Origin of the sequence: Sphingomonas sp. Leaf34, assembly GCF_001421805.1 — a bacterium.
In the GTDB taxonomy this organism is placed as follows: Bacteria; Pseudomonadota; Alphaproteobacteria; order Sphingomonadales; family Sphingomonadaceae; genus Sphingomonas.
Map to the genome: position 1 here is coordinate 283,144 of NZ_LMLC01000005.1, position 14,009 is coordinate 297,152.

General features: G+C 63.8%; 11 protein-coding genes. 8 read left to right on the forward strand and 3 right to left on the reverse strand.

The window, feature by feature from the left end:
- Positions 1 to 31 precede the first annotated feature (31 nt).
- From ASF00_RS15725 to ASF00_RS15740, 4 genes are all read left to right on the forward strand, one after another.
- Positions 32 to 2,689, forward strand: a complete 2,658-nt coding sequence (locus ASF00_RS15725; protein WP_055881418.1) for an EAL domain-containing protein — start codon at positions 32 to 34, stop codon at positions 2,687 to 2,689.
- 95 nt (positions 2,690 to 2,784) lie between these two features.
- On the forward strand, positions 2,785 to 3,507 hold the full coding sequence (locus ASF00_RS15730) for a haloacid dehalogenase type II (protein ID WP_055881421.1): 723 nt from the start codon (positions 2,785 to 2,787) through the stop codon (positions 3,505 to 3,507).
- Between the two features lie 87 nt (positions 3,508 to 3,594).
- Positions 3,595 to 5,688 carry a PAS domain-containing protein gene (locus ASF00_RS15735; protein ID WP_055881425.1) on the forward strand — a complete coding sequence of 698 codons (2,094 nt, stop codon included), beginning with the start codon at positions 3,595 to 3,597 and terminating at the stop codon, positions 5,686 to 5,688.
- 628 nt (positions 5,689 to 6,316) lie between these two features.
- A complete protein-coding gene (locus ASF00_RS15740) occupies positions 6,317 to 8,236 on the forward strand; it encodes a ribonucleoside-diphosphate reductase subunit alpha (RefSeq protein ID WP_055881428.1) in 1,920 nt (639 codons plus the stop codon).
- Between the two features lie 100 nt (positions 8,237 to 8,336).
- Here the strand turns inward: ASF00_RS15740 and ASF00_RS15745 are convergent, their stop codons facing one another.
- Entirely contained in the window at positions 8,337 to 8,597 is a 261-nt protein-coding gene (locus tag ASF00_RS15745; protein WP_055881432.1) for a DUF2171 domain-containing protein, read from the reverse strand.
- A 56-nt stretch (positions 8,598 to 8,653) separates the two neighbouring features.
- Here ASF00_RS15745 and ASF00_RS15750 point away from each other — a divergent pair, with 56 nt between their 5' ends.
- From ASF00_RS15750 to ASF00_RS15760, 4 genes are all read left to right on the forward strand, one after another.
- Complete coding sequence (locus ASF00_RS15750; RefSeq protein WP_055881435.1) at positions 8,654 to 8,857, forward strand: hypothetical protein; 204 nt, start codon at positions 8,654 to 8,656, stop codon at positions 8,855 to 8,857.
- A gap of 60 nt (positions 8,858 to 8,917) precedes the next feature.
- Positions 8,918 to 9,970 (forward strand): ribonucleotide-diphosphate reductase subunit beta, encoded by a 1,053-nt coding sequence (locus ASF00_RS15755; RefSeq protein ID WP_055881438.1) that lies wholly within the window; start codon positions 8,918 to 8,920, stop codon positions 9,968 to 9,970.
- A gap of 153 nt (positions 9,971 to 10,123) precedes the next feature.
- Positions 10,124 to 10,636, forward strand: a complete 513-nt coding sequence (locus tag ASF00_RS18615; protein ID WP_156348399.1) for a hypothetical protein — start codon at positions 10,124 to 10,126, stop codon at positions 10,634 to 10,636.
- The gene (locus tag ASF00_RS15760; RefSeq protein ID WP_055881443.1) at positions 10,633 to 11,424 is read left to right on the forward strand and encodes a DUF1828 domain-containing protein; all 792 of its coding nucleotides are present in this window, start codon (positions 10,633 to 10,635) and stop codon (positions 11,422 to 11,424) included. The genes ASF00_RS18615 and ASF00_RS15760 overlap by 4 nt, the downstream gene beginning before the upstream one ends.
- Positions 11,425 to 11,724: 300 nt before the next feature.
- Here ASF00_RS15760 and ASF00_RS15765 read toward each other — a convergent pair whose 3' ends face one another.
- Entirely contained in the window at positions 11,725 to 12,510 is a 786-nt protein-coding gene (locus ASF00_RS15765; RefSeq protein ID WP_235525907.1) for a thermonuclease family protein, read from the reverse strand.
- A 546-nt stretch (positions 12,511 to 13,056) separates the two neighbouring features.
- A complete protein-coding gene (locus ASF00_RS15770) occupies positions 13,057 to 13,722 on the reverse strand; it encodes an outer membrane protein (RefSeq protein WP_055881446.1) in 666 nt (221 codons plus the stop codon).
- Positions 13,723 to 14,009 lie beyond the last annotated feature (287 nt).

Genomic DNA, 14,009 nt, shown 5'->3' on the forward strand with positions numbered 1-14,009 from the left:
CGCAAGCTTTGCCCCGCTAAGGATGGTTCCGATGTACGCGCCGCTCCCCACTGCTGAACGTCGTGCGCAAAGCCGCCCGCGCAGCCTGCCCTTGCGCGGGCTGTTCGGGCTGACCGAAGACGATCGCGATCAGGTGAGCGATCTGTTGGTGGCAAAGCTCGCGCAGGTCGCGGCGGTCTGGCCGTTCACGCTGGCGATCCAGGTCGTCGCTTGCGCCTTGCTGTTCGCGCTGGCCGCGGTCGATGTCACGCGTGTCCCCGGACGGATCGGCGGGATCGCGATACATGCAGGCGTTCTCGCGATCGGCTCGCTGCTGGTGTTCGCAACCGTCCGGCTGCCGGCGTTCGGCGCGCTGGCCGCACACAAGCGTAACCAGATCGTCACGCTGTGCGCCGCCGCGTTGGCCGCGACGCTGACGTCGTTGCTGTGGGCGATCACCTCGGCTCCTGACGGCCCGGTCCAGTTCGCCAGCGCGATCGCCGTCGGCGGCGTGCTCGGCATCACCGCACTCAGCCTCCACCCGATCCGCGCCGCCGCTCTGGGTTTCAGTGCGGCGCTTGTCGCGACGCTCGCGATTCTTGCCGGACCGTGCATCCCGGTGGCGATCGCACTGGTGTTTCTGGGCTGCCTGGTCGCCGCGATCATCAGCCTGGCGCGGATCGATCACGCGCTCGAACTCGACCGCGCGACTGCGTCGATCGAAGGGCGTATTGCGGTCAAGATGATCGCCGAGTTCGAGGATCATGGCGCAGGCTGGTTCTGGGAGGCCGACCGCCAAGGTCGCGTCACGTATTTGTCGGCCAAGGTCGCGCACGATCTCGCACCCGGCGGCAGCGCGGTCGGCCGGTCGCTGCCCGAGCTGTTCCGGATGGATAACGACGCCCCCGGCACCGAACGCACGCTCGCCTTCCACATCTCGTCGCGGACGTCATTCGCGGACTATTCGGTATGCGCCGCGGCGGCCCCCGATAGCGAACGCTGGTGGTCGATCTCGGGCCGGCCGGTGGTCGACGATCTCGGTCGGTTCCAGGGCTTCATAGGCTCGGGCAGCGACCTGACCGAGAAACGCAAGTCGGAGGCGGAGATCACCCGGCTCGCGCTGTTCGACGGGCTGACGGGGCTCGCCAACCGCCAGCGGATGCGCGTCTCACTCGACAAGACGCTCGCACAGAATACCGGCCCCTACCGTGCAACGTCGCTGTTCCTGATGGATCTCGACCGGTTCAAGGCGGTCAACGACACGCTCGGTCACCAAGCCGGCGACACGTTGCTGCAACAGGTCGCGCAGCGATTGCAGCGCGGGGTCGGCGATGCCGGGCTGGTCGGACGCCTGGGCGGCGACGAGTTCAAGGTCGTGCTGCCGGGGATCGACAATCGCGACACGCTGGCGGCGCTCGCGCGCGATCTGATCGCGTCGCTGTCGCAGCCCTATTTCATTAGCGGGACCGCGGTCACGATCGGCTGCTCGATCGGCGTCGCGATCGCCCCCGACGATGGGGCCACGTCCGAAACGCTGGTGCGCAACGCCGATCTCGCTCTGTATGCCGCCAAGGGTGATGGACGCGGCGTCCACCGGTTCTTCTCCGACGATATGCTGGCCGGCGCCCGGACGCGCAAGCTGCTCGAAGACGATCTGCGCGTCGCCGTTACCGAGGGTGCATTCCATCTATGTTATCAGCCCGTCGTCAGCACCAAGACGGTGCGGATCGTCGGCTACGAAGCGCTGATACGCTGGAACCACCCGACGCGTGGATTGGTCTCGCCGGCCGACTTCATCCCGGTGGCGGAGGAATGCGGGCTGATCGAAGCGATTGGCGAATGGGTCCTGCGCACCGCGTGTATCGAGGCCGCGCGCTGGCCCGACACGATCCGCGTTGCGGTCAACGTCTCGCCGATCCAGTTCGCCAATCCGGTTCTCCCGGCGCTCGTCACCAGTGCGCTCGCACAGTCGGGGATCGCGCCAGGCCGGCTCGAACTCGAGATTACCGAGGGCGTATTCCTCGACGAGACGCGCTCGTCCGAACAGATGTTCAAGGCTCTCAAGGGCCTCGGCGTACGGCTCGCGCTCGACGATTTCGGCACCGGCTATTCGTCGCTCGGCTATCTGCGCAACGCGCCGTTCGACAAGATCAAGATCGACCAGTCGTTCGTGAAGGGCGCTGCCGAACCCGGCAACCGCAACGCCGCGATCATCAAGGCGATCGTCACGCTCGCCGACACGCTCGGCATGGAGACAACCGCGGAAGGCGTCGAGATCCAGGACGAGATCGACCTGTTGCGCAATCTCGGCTGCACGCACATCCAGGGCTATGTCTATGGACGCCCGATCCGCGCCGAGGAGGCACTCGTGCAACTCGGCCTCGAGAACGGCACGGCGACCGCAAGCGGCTTCAAGGTCAGCCGCGCACCGCGGACCAAGATGCTTCGCTCGGCCCGGATCCTGATCGGAGGGGTTCGCGGTGATGTGCGCATCCGCGACATCTCGACCTCGGGAGCGATGCTCGACGGGCTCAGGATCGACGGTAATCCCGATGGCGTCGAGCTGCAGATCGAACTGCTCGAAGATCAGATGATCCCCGCCCGTGTCCGTTGGGCCCGCGACGGCAAGGCGGGAATCGAGTTTCACGAGGCGTTCAACCTGGAGCGGTTGAATCAGGGCCAGGCTTCGCGCATCCGCCGCGTAGGGTGAGACGTCGCCTCGCGCGCCCCGTCGGGGAGGGAGAGGCGAAGATACGCGTCGGCGCCCGCGCGGAACCAACCACCCGCCAGCGCAGTCTTCCCCACATGAATAATCCTCCGATCAAGGCGCTCGCGTTCGACGTGTTCGGTACCGTCGTCGACTGGCGCTCCGGGATCGCGCGCGACGCCGCGCCGGTCCTTGCGCGCCTCGACCGCAGCGACATCGACCCGCACCGCTTCGCGGATGGCTGGCGCAAGCGGTATCAGCCCGCATTGGAAGAGGTGCGCAGCGGCCGGCGTCCGTTCGTCATCCTCGACACGCTCCACCGCGAGGCGCTCGAAGACCTGCTCCGCCATCACGCGATCGATCCCGCCACGCTCGACGAAGCCACGCTCGCCGACCTTACGCATGCCTGGCATCGCCTCGACCCCTGGCCCGATTCGGTCGCGGGCCTGACGCGGCTCAAGGCCAACGTCCCGATCGTCACGCTCAGCAACGGCAACATCGCGCTGATGCTGGCAATGGCCCGGCGCGCCGGTCTTCCCTGGGATGCGATCCTCGGCGCCGAAGTCAGCCGTATCTACAAACCGCTCCCCGACTCCTATCTGAGCACCGCGCGCATGCTTGGTATCGAACCCGCCGAGCTCTGCCTCGTCGCTGCGCATCACAGCGATCTCGCCGCCGCCCGCGCAGCTGGCTTGCAGACGGCCTATGTGGATCGGCCGTTGGAGTATGGCGGTCGTCGCGCGCCCGATGCCGATGCGGCGCAGGACTGGGAATATCGGGTCGACAGCCTCACTGCGCTTGCCGACATCCTGGGCGCGTGACCTGCAAACGCGCCGTTCGCATGGTGGATAAGGCCCCCACCATTCGCTATCGGATCGCGCCGAACGACGCGCGCGCAAGGACCTGAGATGACGGACGCCGATTTCCTGACCGGTGGCGGCGACATGGCCGCGATGATCCGCACGCACGACTGGTCGCGCTCGCCGCTTGGCCCGCCCGCGCGCTGGCCACAGTCTCTGCGTTCGATCGTATCGTTGATGCTCGCCTCCGAATTCGCGATGTGCGTGGCGTGGGGGCCAGAGCTCGGCTTCCTCTACAACGATCATTACGCGCGCATCCTGCACGATAAACATCCAGCCGCGCTGGGCGAGCCGTTACCCGAGGTCTGGGCCGAACTCTGGTCCGATATCGGCCCGCTGGTCGACCGCGCTCTCACTGGCAAGGCCTCGTATTTCGAGAATCTGCCGCTCGTCACGAATCGGAAGGGGTATGACGAGCAGACCTGGTTCACCTTCTCCTATTCGCCGGTCCGCGACGAAAGCGGCGCGGCGGCCGGCTTGTTCTGCACGACATATGAAAGCACCGAAAGCGTCGTCGCCGAGAGCGCCTTGCGCGACGAACGCGAGCGGATGGGGCAGATGTTCGCCCAGGCGCCGACCTTCATGGCGATGCTGCGCGGGCCCGAGCACCGCTTCGAACTGACCAATCCCGGCTACGACAAGCTGATCGGCCACCGCCCGGTGCTGGGCCGCACGGTCGCCGAGGCATTGCCCGATGCCGTCGAGCAAGGGTTCCTCGACCTGCTCGACAGCGTGTTTTCGACAGGCGCCCCCTTCACCGCGACGGGCATGCTGTATGCGGTCCAGGCCGAGCCGGGCGGTGCGGTTGATAATCGTTATGTCGATTTCGTCTACCAGCCGATCCGCGACGCGAGTGGCGCGGTCGTCGGGATCTTCGTCGAAGGCGCCGACGTCACCGATCGCAAGCGGCTCGAACGCGACCTGCAGGCGCTCAATGCCGATCTCGAACAGCGCGTCCGCGATCGCACGCAGGAATTGATCGAGGCTCAGGAAGCGTTGCGCCAGGCGCAGAAGATGGAGGCGGTCGGCCAGCTCACCGGCGGCATCGCGCATGATTTCAACAACCTGTTGCAAGGCATCACCGGCAGCCTTGAGATCGTCCAGCGCCGCGTCGCGCAGGGGCGGATCACCGAACTCGATCGCTTCATCCAGGGTGCGACCACCGCAGCCAACCGCGCGGCATCGCTGACCCACCGGCTGCTCGCCTTCTCGCGCCGCCAACCGCTCGATCCGCGCCCGGTGCAGGTCAACGCGTTGGTCGCCTCGCTCGAAGACCTGCTCCGCCGCACGACCGGCGAGCAGATCGATTTCGAGATGGTGCTCGCTCCGGGGCTATGGACCACGCTCTGCGATCCGCACCAGCTCGAGAACTCGCTGCTCAATCTGGTCATCAACGCGCGCGACGCGATGCCCGACGGCGGCAAACTCACGATTGAAACCTGCAACGCGCATCTCGACGATCACTTTGCCGCCAGCGGGCGCGACGTCCGGCCCGGCCATTATGTCTGCATCTGCGTGTCCGACACCGGCACGGGCATGTCCGCCGACACGATCGCCAAGGCTTTCGAGCCATTCTTCACCACCAAGCCGATCGGCCAGGGCACCGGGCTCGGGCTGTCGATGATCTACGGTTTTGCACGCCAGTCGGAAGGCTATGCAAAAATCTATAGCGAGCTCGACCATGGGACGACGATCAAGCTCTATCTTCCCCGCCATGATGGCGTGGCGGAGCAGGGCGAGGCGCTCCCGAGCCTGACCCGGGACCAAGGTACCAACGCGGGCGAGGTCGTGCTGGTCGTCGAGGATGACGGGGTCGTCCGGTCGCTGATCGTCGACGTGCTGGCAGAGCTCGGTTATCAGGCGGTCGAGGCGCATGACGGGCCCGCAGGGCTCGAGCGGTTGCGCACGATGGAACGCGTCGACCTCCTCGTTACCGATATCGGCCTGCCCGGGCTCAACGGCCGTCAGGTTGCCGACGCAGGCCGGGTGTTGCGTCCCGGACTCCGCGTGCTGTTCATGACCGGCTATGCCGAGAATGCAGCGCTCGCGTCGGGCTTCCTCGAGTCGGGCATGTCGATGATCACCAAGCCGTTCTCGATGGAAGCGCTGGCGATGCAAATCCGCACAATCATCGAAGGATGAGACACGCGCCGATTGCCACCACCCCAGGATCACCTCCTCCCCGGCCTCCGCCGGGGAGGTGCAGTAGGGATGGCGGTGGTGGATTGAACGTGGCGTGGACGTGATCCTCCCATCCCGTTCCCCCGCGCAGGCGGGAGCCCAGGACTCAAGCAGGGCGGCGCGCGTGCCCCCTGGGCCACCGCTTCCGTGGGGGAACGAGAAACGGCATCGCGCCGCTATACCGGGCACCGCCCCCTCGCCCAAACCAAAGCAACATTTGCCATCTTCCCCGCGTAAATAATTTTTCGTTCCCGCTTCGTCCCCTTGCACATCGCGAACCCCGCGGAAGTCCACGCGTCGCGAATCTCGCCGCTGCTCAACCCGCGACGGACACGACGAACCGAGCCCCGGACACCCCCCGCACCCCCTTGCGTCTCTGCGCGGTTTGGCACAATCTCTTGGGGTTGCGTTCGGGGGCGGACCCAATCGCTGGTAGAACAACCCTCGCATAGTCCTATGCGATATGACCGTAAGCGCGCCTTCCACCGCCGCGATGGTCACTTTTTGTTCTCCCGTTCGGGGCCGTCCGATGGTAGCATGGCAACATGACGCCGATTCGAACGAATACAGAACACTAGGAGCGGTTTCGATGGATTTCAGAGACAGCAGCCGGGATAGCGACATGACCACAGACACGATCGACCAAACAGCCCCCGCCATCGAAGCAGAGGCCCCGAAGGCGCCGCGCCAGGCGCAGGACAGCCACTCCGTGCGCGCGCAGATCTACCCGGTCGAGGTCGATCACAGCCGCGACGCGCTGCTGACCGAATTCGGCAAGGACACGCTCAAGGACCGCTACCTACTCCCGGGCGAGAGCTACCAGGATCTGTTCGTCCGTGTCGCCTCGGCCTATGCCGATGACGCCGGCCACGCGCAGCGCCTGTACGACGCCATCTCGAAGCTCTGGTTCATGCCCGCCACCCCCGTTCTGTCGAACGGCGGCACCGGTCGCGGCCTGCCCATCTCCTGCTATCTCAACTCGGTCCCCGACAGCCTTGGCGGGATCGTCGACACCTGGAACGAGAATGTCTGGCTCGCCTCGCGCGGCGGCGGCATCGGCACCTATTGGGGCAATGTCCGCGGCATCGGCGAGCCGGTCGGCCTCAACGGCAAGACCAGCGGCATCATCCCGTTCGTCCGCGTCATGGATTCGCTGACGCTCGCCATCTCGCAAGGGTCGCTGCGCCGCGGATCGGCTGCGGTCTATCTTGACGTCTCGCACCCCGAGATCGAGGAATTCCTCGAGATCCGCAAGCCGTCGGGCGATTTCAACCGCAAGGCTTTGAACCTGCACCACGGCGTGCTGATCACCGACGACTTCATGGAAGCCGTGCGTAACGGCGAGGAATGGCACCTCCGCTCGCCCAAGGACCAGGCGATCCGCGCCACCGTCGACGCGCGCTCGCTGTTCCAGAAGCTCGTCGAGACGCGGCTTCAGACCGGTGAGCCGTACATCGTCTTCGCCGATCACGTGAACAAGGCGATGCCCAAGCATCACCGCGAGCTCGGCCTCAAGGTCTCGACCTCGAACCTGTGCTCGGAAATCACGCTGCCGACCGGCAAGGATCATCTCGGCAACGAGCGGACCGCGGTGTGCTGCCTGTCGTCGATGAACCTCGAAACCTGGGATCAGTGGAAGGACGAGAAGGGCCTGATCGAGGACGTCATGCGCTTCCTCGACAACGTGCTGCAGGACTATATCGACCGCCACGAGCCCGGCATGGAACGCGCCGCCTATTCGGCGGGCCGCGAGCGCTCGGTCGGGCTCGGCGTGATGGGCTTCCACAGCTTCCTCCAGGCGCGCGGCATCCCGTTCGAGGGCGCGATGGCGAAGTCGTGGAACCTGCGGATGTTCAAGCACATCAGCAGCCAGGCGAACGAAGCCTCGATGCAGCTCGCGATCGAGCGCGGCCCCTGCCCCGATGCCGCCGATGTCGGCGCGATGGAGCGGTTCAGCTGCAAGATGGCGATCGCCCCGACCGCGTCGATCAGCATCATCTGCGGCGGCACGTCGGCCTGCATCGAGCCGATCCCGGCGAACATCTACACGCACAAGACGCTATCGGGCAGCTTCTCGATCAAGAACCCGTATCTCGAGAAGATGCTCGCCGAGAAGTCGAAGAACTCGGACGCGGTGTGGAACTCGATCCTCGAACAGGGCGGGTCGGTCCAGCATCTCGACTTCCTCTCGGTCGAGGAAAAGGACTGCTACAAGACGTCGTTCGAGATCGACCAGCGCTGGCTGCTCGAGCTCGCCGCCGATCGCACGCCCTATATCGACCAGGCGCAGTCGCTGAACCTGTTCATCCCGGCAGACGTGGAAAAGTGGGACCTGCTGATGCTTCACTTCCGCGCGTGGGAGCTCGGCATCAAGTCGCTCTATTACCTGCGCTCGAAGTCGGTCCAGCGCGCCGGTTTCGCCGGCGGGGTCGAGGCGGACAACACCATCGACCTGCGTCAGATCGACGTGGAATCGAAGGATTACGATGAGTGCCTTGCCTGTCAGTAAGGCCCTTCGCTGCGGCCTGACGCAAAAAACCCCGGCCCGCATGACGCGGACCGGGGTTCAAGCAGGCTCGGCGGCACGCGTTACGCGTACCGCCAGCGAGTCAGGCCTCTTCTTCGAACGTCACCGCCACGTCGGCGTTGGCCGAAAGGCGGACCTTGCCGTCCTCGATATCCGCAACCAGCCCGAGCGAGATGAAGTGATGATGCCCTTCATGGCTGCCCGTGCCCTCGTTGACCTGCGCGCCCGAGTCCTTCTTGGTCAGCTTGATGCGGTTGCCTTCGACCTTGTCGACGGTGCCGACATGGACGCCGTCCGCACCGATGACTTCGGCATGTTCCTGAATCTGGGTTGCATCGACCATGGTCGTTCTCCTGTGTTGGGTTCCGTCGCTGAACGCACGCCATGCGAGTTGGTCGCATGACATATGGTTCAGCTATCATGTTCGCGGTCGCAACTGTGCTCGGAATCGTCGGCATCGTAATGCTGTTCCGCTTGCGCAGCGACACCGTCACCGAACGGCAGACCTATGCGTTCAGGATGATCGGCATCATGCTCACGTCGGGCGCGATCGTACTCGCGATGTCTGCCGCCGCGATGTGGCGATGGAGCACGCAGATATGACACCCCCCATCTGATCCCACCAGTTTCACCTATTCAAGACATTCCCCGAAAGGCTTACCCATGTCCCTCCTTCACGCCTCCAAGCAGTACAAGCCGTTCGAATACCCCTGGGCGTTCGAGTTCTGGAAGCGCCAGCAGCAGCTCCACTGGCTCCCCGAGGAAGTGCCCTTGGGCGAGGATTGCCGCGACTGGGCGCAGAAGCTCAGCGACCACGAGCGCAACCTGCTCACGCAGATCTTCCGCTTCTTCACGCAGGCCGATGTCGAGGTGCAGGATTGCTACCACGAGAAGTACGGCCGCGTGTTCAAGCCGACCGAGATCAAGATGATGCTGACCTCGTTCAGCAACATGGAGACGGTCCACATCGCCGCCTACAGCCATCTGCTCGACACCATCGGCATGCCCGAGAGCGAATATGGCGCCTTCCTCGAATATGCCGAGATGAAGGAAAAGCATGATTACATGCAGAAGTTCACCGTCGACAACGACGAGGACATCGCGCGCACGCTGGCCATGTTCGGCGGCTTCACCGAGGGCGTCCAGCTGTTCGCGTCGTTCGCGATGCTGATGAACTTCCCGCGCTTCAACAAGATGAAGGGCATGGGCCAGATCGTCACCTGGTCGATCCGCGACGAGACGCTGCACTGCGAGGGCATCATCAAGATGTTCCACACCTTCTGCGCCGAGCGCCAGTGCCTGACCAAGGCGGTCAAGGACGACATCGCCGACGTGTGCCAGACGACGATCCGGCTCGAGGACAATTTCATCGACCTCGCGTTCGAGATGGGCCCGGTCAACGGCATGACGCCCAAGGAGATCAAGAAGTACATCCGCTACATCGCCGACTGGCGGATGAACCAGCTGGGTCTCAAGCCGATCTACATGATCGACGAGCACCCGCTCCCCTGGCTCGCCCCGATGCTCAACGGAGTCGAGCACGCCAACTTCTTCGAACAGCGCGCCACCGAATATTCTAAGGCCGCGACCAAGGGCCAGTGGAACGACGTCTGGGACTCGTTCGACAAGCGCCAGACCGCGAAGAAGGGCCCTGCGGCGAATGTGGACCTGAGCGAGGTTCGGGACATGTTCAGCGATTCGGTTGCAGCGGAGTAATTCACGCCACTGCGAGCAAATAGTAAAATCTAATTGCTCGCAGTGACACTCACGAAATAACAGGTGAGCTATAATTTGGCGATCGGTATTAATGTAATTATGTGACTTTGCTGGTAGATTGACGGCGGCGTAACAGTCGCGCATTCACGTGCCATGCGGGTTCAAGATGTCATACAAGGCGAGAAACACGGTCTGCACGTTTCCGATTGGGGAAACGGAAAAATGCCGAAAACGAAATTTCCACTTTCTAAGGCCGGAAAGAAGGCTTGGTCATTTGGGCCGGCTTGGGAATGGCGCTTCGCAGAGTTTAGTTTCTCAGGACGCCAATTCGTTGTCCGAATCCTGGTCTGCGAAGATAAGAGCAAGGCGCATATCCATCTTGGCTTGCGAACGGCGCGCGATACAATCGTACTTTGCAGCTATGAGTACCACGTGGACCATGTGACCGGCTGGCACCTTCACACCCTATGTGGAGAAAAGAACGATATCGACGCAGCGCCAATGGGTACGCTCGTCCACGGCCCTTGGATAAAGCGCCTGCCCGCTGCTCGTTCGCGCCATAATCGAACGGGGTTCAGCCGAGATGGTCATGGAGGACTGAAGCCTTGGCTTTGGTCTGAAACCGTGCGATTCTTCAAGCTGGATCCAAGGGACATGTTCGATTGAAAGAGGCTCTCTGCCAAGCCTTCTGCGGTGACTTGAAGCTGACCGACGTGCCGGTTGGCTACGCCGTCACGACTACGTTCCGTCGCGATGACGGCGATTCCGTAGCATTCTATATCGTGCGAGATAAAACACGCCCCGGCAGTTACAGGATTGAAGACGACGGGACGACCATTCCGTTTCTCGAGGCATCGGGAGTCGATTTTGGCACAGAGGCCCGCTCTGATGCATTCTCATCCCTCCTAGACAGTCATGGCGTCGAATTTGATGAAGACGATATGTTGCTTCACACGGCGGTCTTGCGCGAAGCTGAGTTGCCCAAAGCTGCCATGCGCTTTTTGTCACTTATGTTGCGCATCAATGACTTTCTGCTCCTAACCAAAGACAAGGTTGCGAGCACCTTCAAGGAGGATGCTGCCGCTCGCATACTTGAGAAAATGGAAGGGAAGGCTGTTGTCATTCAGGACGCTCCGGTTAGCGCCTCCCTGTCTGACACCATTCCAGACATGGTAATTCGTGCCCAGAATCGAGTGCCTGTTGCTGTATTTTTCGGCTCTTCCCCTCAGCGCGTAAATGACGCAATCTTTTTGCAGATGCAGGCGCTTTACGAAGTGCATGAGGACGTTCAAGTAATTGCTCTATTGGAACGCGAAAACGTGATCGGTCATGACTTACGCCGAAGGGCAGCCAACCGCCTAGCCGCGCTACCAATCTACAAAGGCGACGAGCCGACGGCTATCTCAAGGATTGAACGTGAAGCGCTCGGTTCGGCTCAGGAAACGCGACACTAAACAGCAGTTACGTTCAAATGCTGCGAAAATGCCGGGCTAGATATAGGCTTCCGTCGAGACAGCGTGATTCTTGAGGCGAATTCTTGACTAATCGCCGACCCGGGGTCGGGGCAGAGATTCGCTCGAACCCCATGACGACAGCCAGCGCTTGACCGCGTCGTGGCTGATCAATCGCGCACGTCCGCGTCGGCCCGCGCATCGGCCTCAGCCTCCGCTGCTGAATCACAAGTATCGAACAAGATGTTCTCAAGGATCACCCGTCAGAGATACACCCCAGCGCCAACCACGACCAGCGACAACTCACGCCCAACCACACCAAGGCGATCGCTTCCCCCCGCCATACTGCCGCGCGAGGCCGTGGCGGACCAGTTCCGCGCCCAGCGACTTGCCGTCGCGCTCGACGACGCGGAGTTTGCGGCCGTAGCGATCGACATTGCGCTTGATCGGGACCAGCGTGAAGGGGCCGGCGTTGAGCAGTCCTTGCATCTTCACCGTCGCAGCCTCCCCCAGCCGCCCCTCGCGGGCGCAGCGCGGCGGGTGCGTCTCCGGGGTGTCGATGTCGGCGATGCGGATTTTGGTGCCCGCCATCCAGAACGTGTCGCCGTCGACCAGGCAGTCGATCCGCTTGGCATGACCGCAGATCGTGAAGCGCGCGGAGACCGGCTTGCCGCCCGACAGCGCCGAGGCGAGCGCGGCGGCGGAGGACGCTGCGCCGGCCACCCCCGCCGCGGTGGCGAGCGCACGGGACGCGGCACCGGCATCGGCAGCAACGCCGGCAGTCGCGGTCGCAGCGGACGACGCCTCCGTTCTGGCCAGGTCCGCCCCCCAGCCCCAGCCGCCGGGTACGCGCAGATGCCCGGCGGGCCAGGCGATGCCGAACCCGGTCGGCCATTCGATCTTCAGCCCCGGCGGCACCAGCGCTGACCAGTCGATCTGGCGGATCACCGGCATCATCAGCCCCAGCAGCACGCCGTAGAACACCAGCCGAAGCTGCAGCAGGACTCCCGGCTGGGCACCGCGCGCGCCCCCGCGCCCCCGCGTGGCGCCAGCGCGATCGCCCCCGAGCAACCGCATGAAATCAAACACATACTCCATCATCGATCGCGCGTACGCGCGCGCGCGCGAAAGTCACCGTAGCGCGGCCCCGCCTTGCGGCGAGCGGAGTCGGAAACGAGGCGAACGCATCGTGAACATCGCTGATGACTCGTCTCCGGCGAAACGGACCAATGCCTCCGTCTCGCAGGCACGCGAGATTTCGCTGTCCTACACGGGGCCGACATGCCCAGTTCGCAGCATGCCGACCATCCACCCCCGGCCCGCACGGCGCGAACATACCCCCGCGATCCTGCCGGTGTCGGCGCGCGCGCCATCATGGTGCGAGCGTCTGCACTTCCTATACTTCACTCCCCGGTGCCCGCAGGCGCCAGGCGAACAAGGGGCGGGACAGTGCCGCCATCCCCCGCCCGCGTGCGGTCTCCGCCCGCTCCCGCGATCTCGCGCGAGCGTCTATACTTTCTATACTTCACTCGCTCGCAACGCTGCGGACGCCAGACGCACGAAGGGCGGGAAATGGCCCTAGCCACTCCCCGCCCCCGTTACGCGTCCAGCAATTCCCTCTTGCGAGGCAGGGGCTTAGAAGTGCGTGATGATGCCGAGCATCGGACGGAAGCTCTGCGCGTCGCCGAAGGTGTTGACCTCGGCGCGGATGCGGAAGCCTGCGTTGCCGGTGATGCCCTTCAGGCCGATGCTCTGCGGACCGACTTCGGCGCCGATGCCGTAGGTGATCGCGCTGTAGTCACGACCGGTGTCGCCACCGTTGGTCGAGCGTGCGGAGAACTTGTCGAAGTTGACCCACTGGTAGCCGACCTTGCCGTAGATCAGGCCGCTGTCGCCAGCGCGGAAGCCGAAACGGCCTGCTGCGCCATATTCCCAATCGATGTTGCCTTCGATGCCCTTGATCACGTTGCCTTCAGCGCCGACGAAAACCGGGCCGAGCGGCACGTTCACGCCGAGCACGCCCTGAACCAGCGAGCCCGACGGCTTGTAGCCGCGACGCAGCGAGTTGTCAGCGTTCAGCGCCTGCGGGATGCCGTGGCCACGCTCGTTGTCGAACTGCTCCCAGCCACCCATCACGCCGAAATACGGCTCGATGCCGAAAGCCTTCGAGCCGTCGGGCGCTGCTGCCTCGCCGGGCTGTGCGCTGTTGTCGGTGGGGGCCGGTGCCGACATATCCTGCGCGAAGGCGGGAACTGCGACCGTTGCGGCGGCGAGGGCGATTGCCAGGGAAAGCTTACGCATGCGTGTGACCTTATCTCGAGTGTTGCGTGGATCCCCGACTGCACGGTGCGTCGGTTGGTCCAGGCATGTCGAAACAGGCCGGCGGGCACATGGTTGCACAAAAACCGTCATATTCCGGGAACTCTTATGCTGTGTTGCGTTACAGCAACGGTTCCTGTCAGTTGGATGAACGAACCATGGCTACGCCACGGCGGACTGGGCAGAAATACAGCGGAAAAGCGGCAAAAAGCAGTCCTGCGCGGTCTAAAGCTGTGCGCTTACCGACTGGTGACGATCGGTGTGCGATG

What these genes read in the sequence shown, in the direction of transcription:
- ASF00_RS15725 (WP_055881418.1), top strand. Translation starts at nt 32, where the DNA reads ATGTACGCGCCGCTCCCCACTGCTGAACGTCGTGCGCAAAGCCGCCCG.
- ASF00_RS15730 (WP_055881421.1), top strand. Translation starts at nt 2,785, where the DNA reads ATGAATAATCCTCCGATCAAGGCGCTCGCGTTCGACGTGTTCGGTACC.
- ASF00_RS15735 (WP_055881425.1), top strand. Translation starts at nt 3,595, where the DNA reads ATGACGGACGCCGATTTCCTGACCGGTGGCGGCGACATGGCCGCGATG.
- ASF00_RS15740 (WP_055881428.1), top strand. Translation starts at nt 6,317, where the DNA reads ATGGATTTCAGAGACAGCAGCCGGGATAGCGACATGACCACAGACACG.
- ASF00_RS15745 (WP_055881432.1), bottom strand. Translation starts at nt 8,597, where the DNA reads ATGGTCGATGCAACCCAGATTCAGGAACATGCCGAAGTCATCGGTGCG.
- ASF00_RS15750 (WP_055881435.1), top strand. Translation starts at nt 8,654, where the DNA reads ATGACATATGGTTCAGCTATCATGTTCGCGGTCGCAACTGTGCTCGGA.
- ASF00_RS15755 (WP_055881438.1), top strand. Translation starts at nt 8,918, where the DNA reads ATGTCCCTCCTTCACGCCTCCAAGCAGTACAAGCCGTTCGAATACCCC.
- ASF00_RS18615 (WP_156348399.1), top strand. Translation starts at nt 10,124, where the DNA reads ATGCGGGTTCAAGATGTCATACAAGGCGAGAAACACGGTCTGCACGTT.
- ASF00_RS15770 (WP_055881446.1), bottom strand. Translation starts at nt 13,722, where the DNA reads ATGCGTAAGCTTTCCCTGGCAATCGCCCTCGCCGCCGCAACGGTCGCA.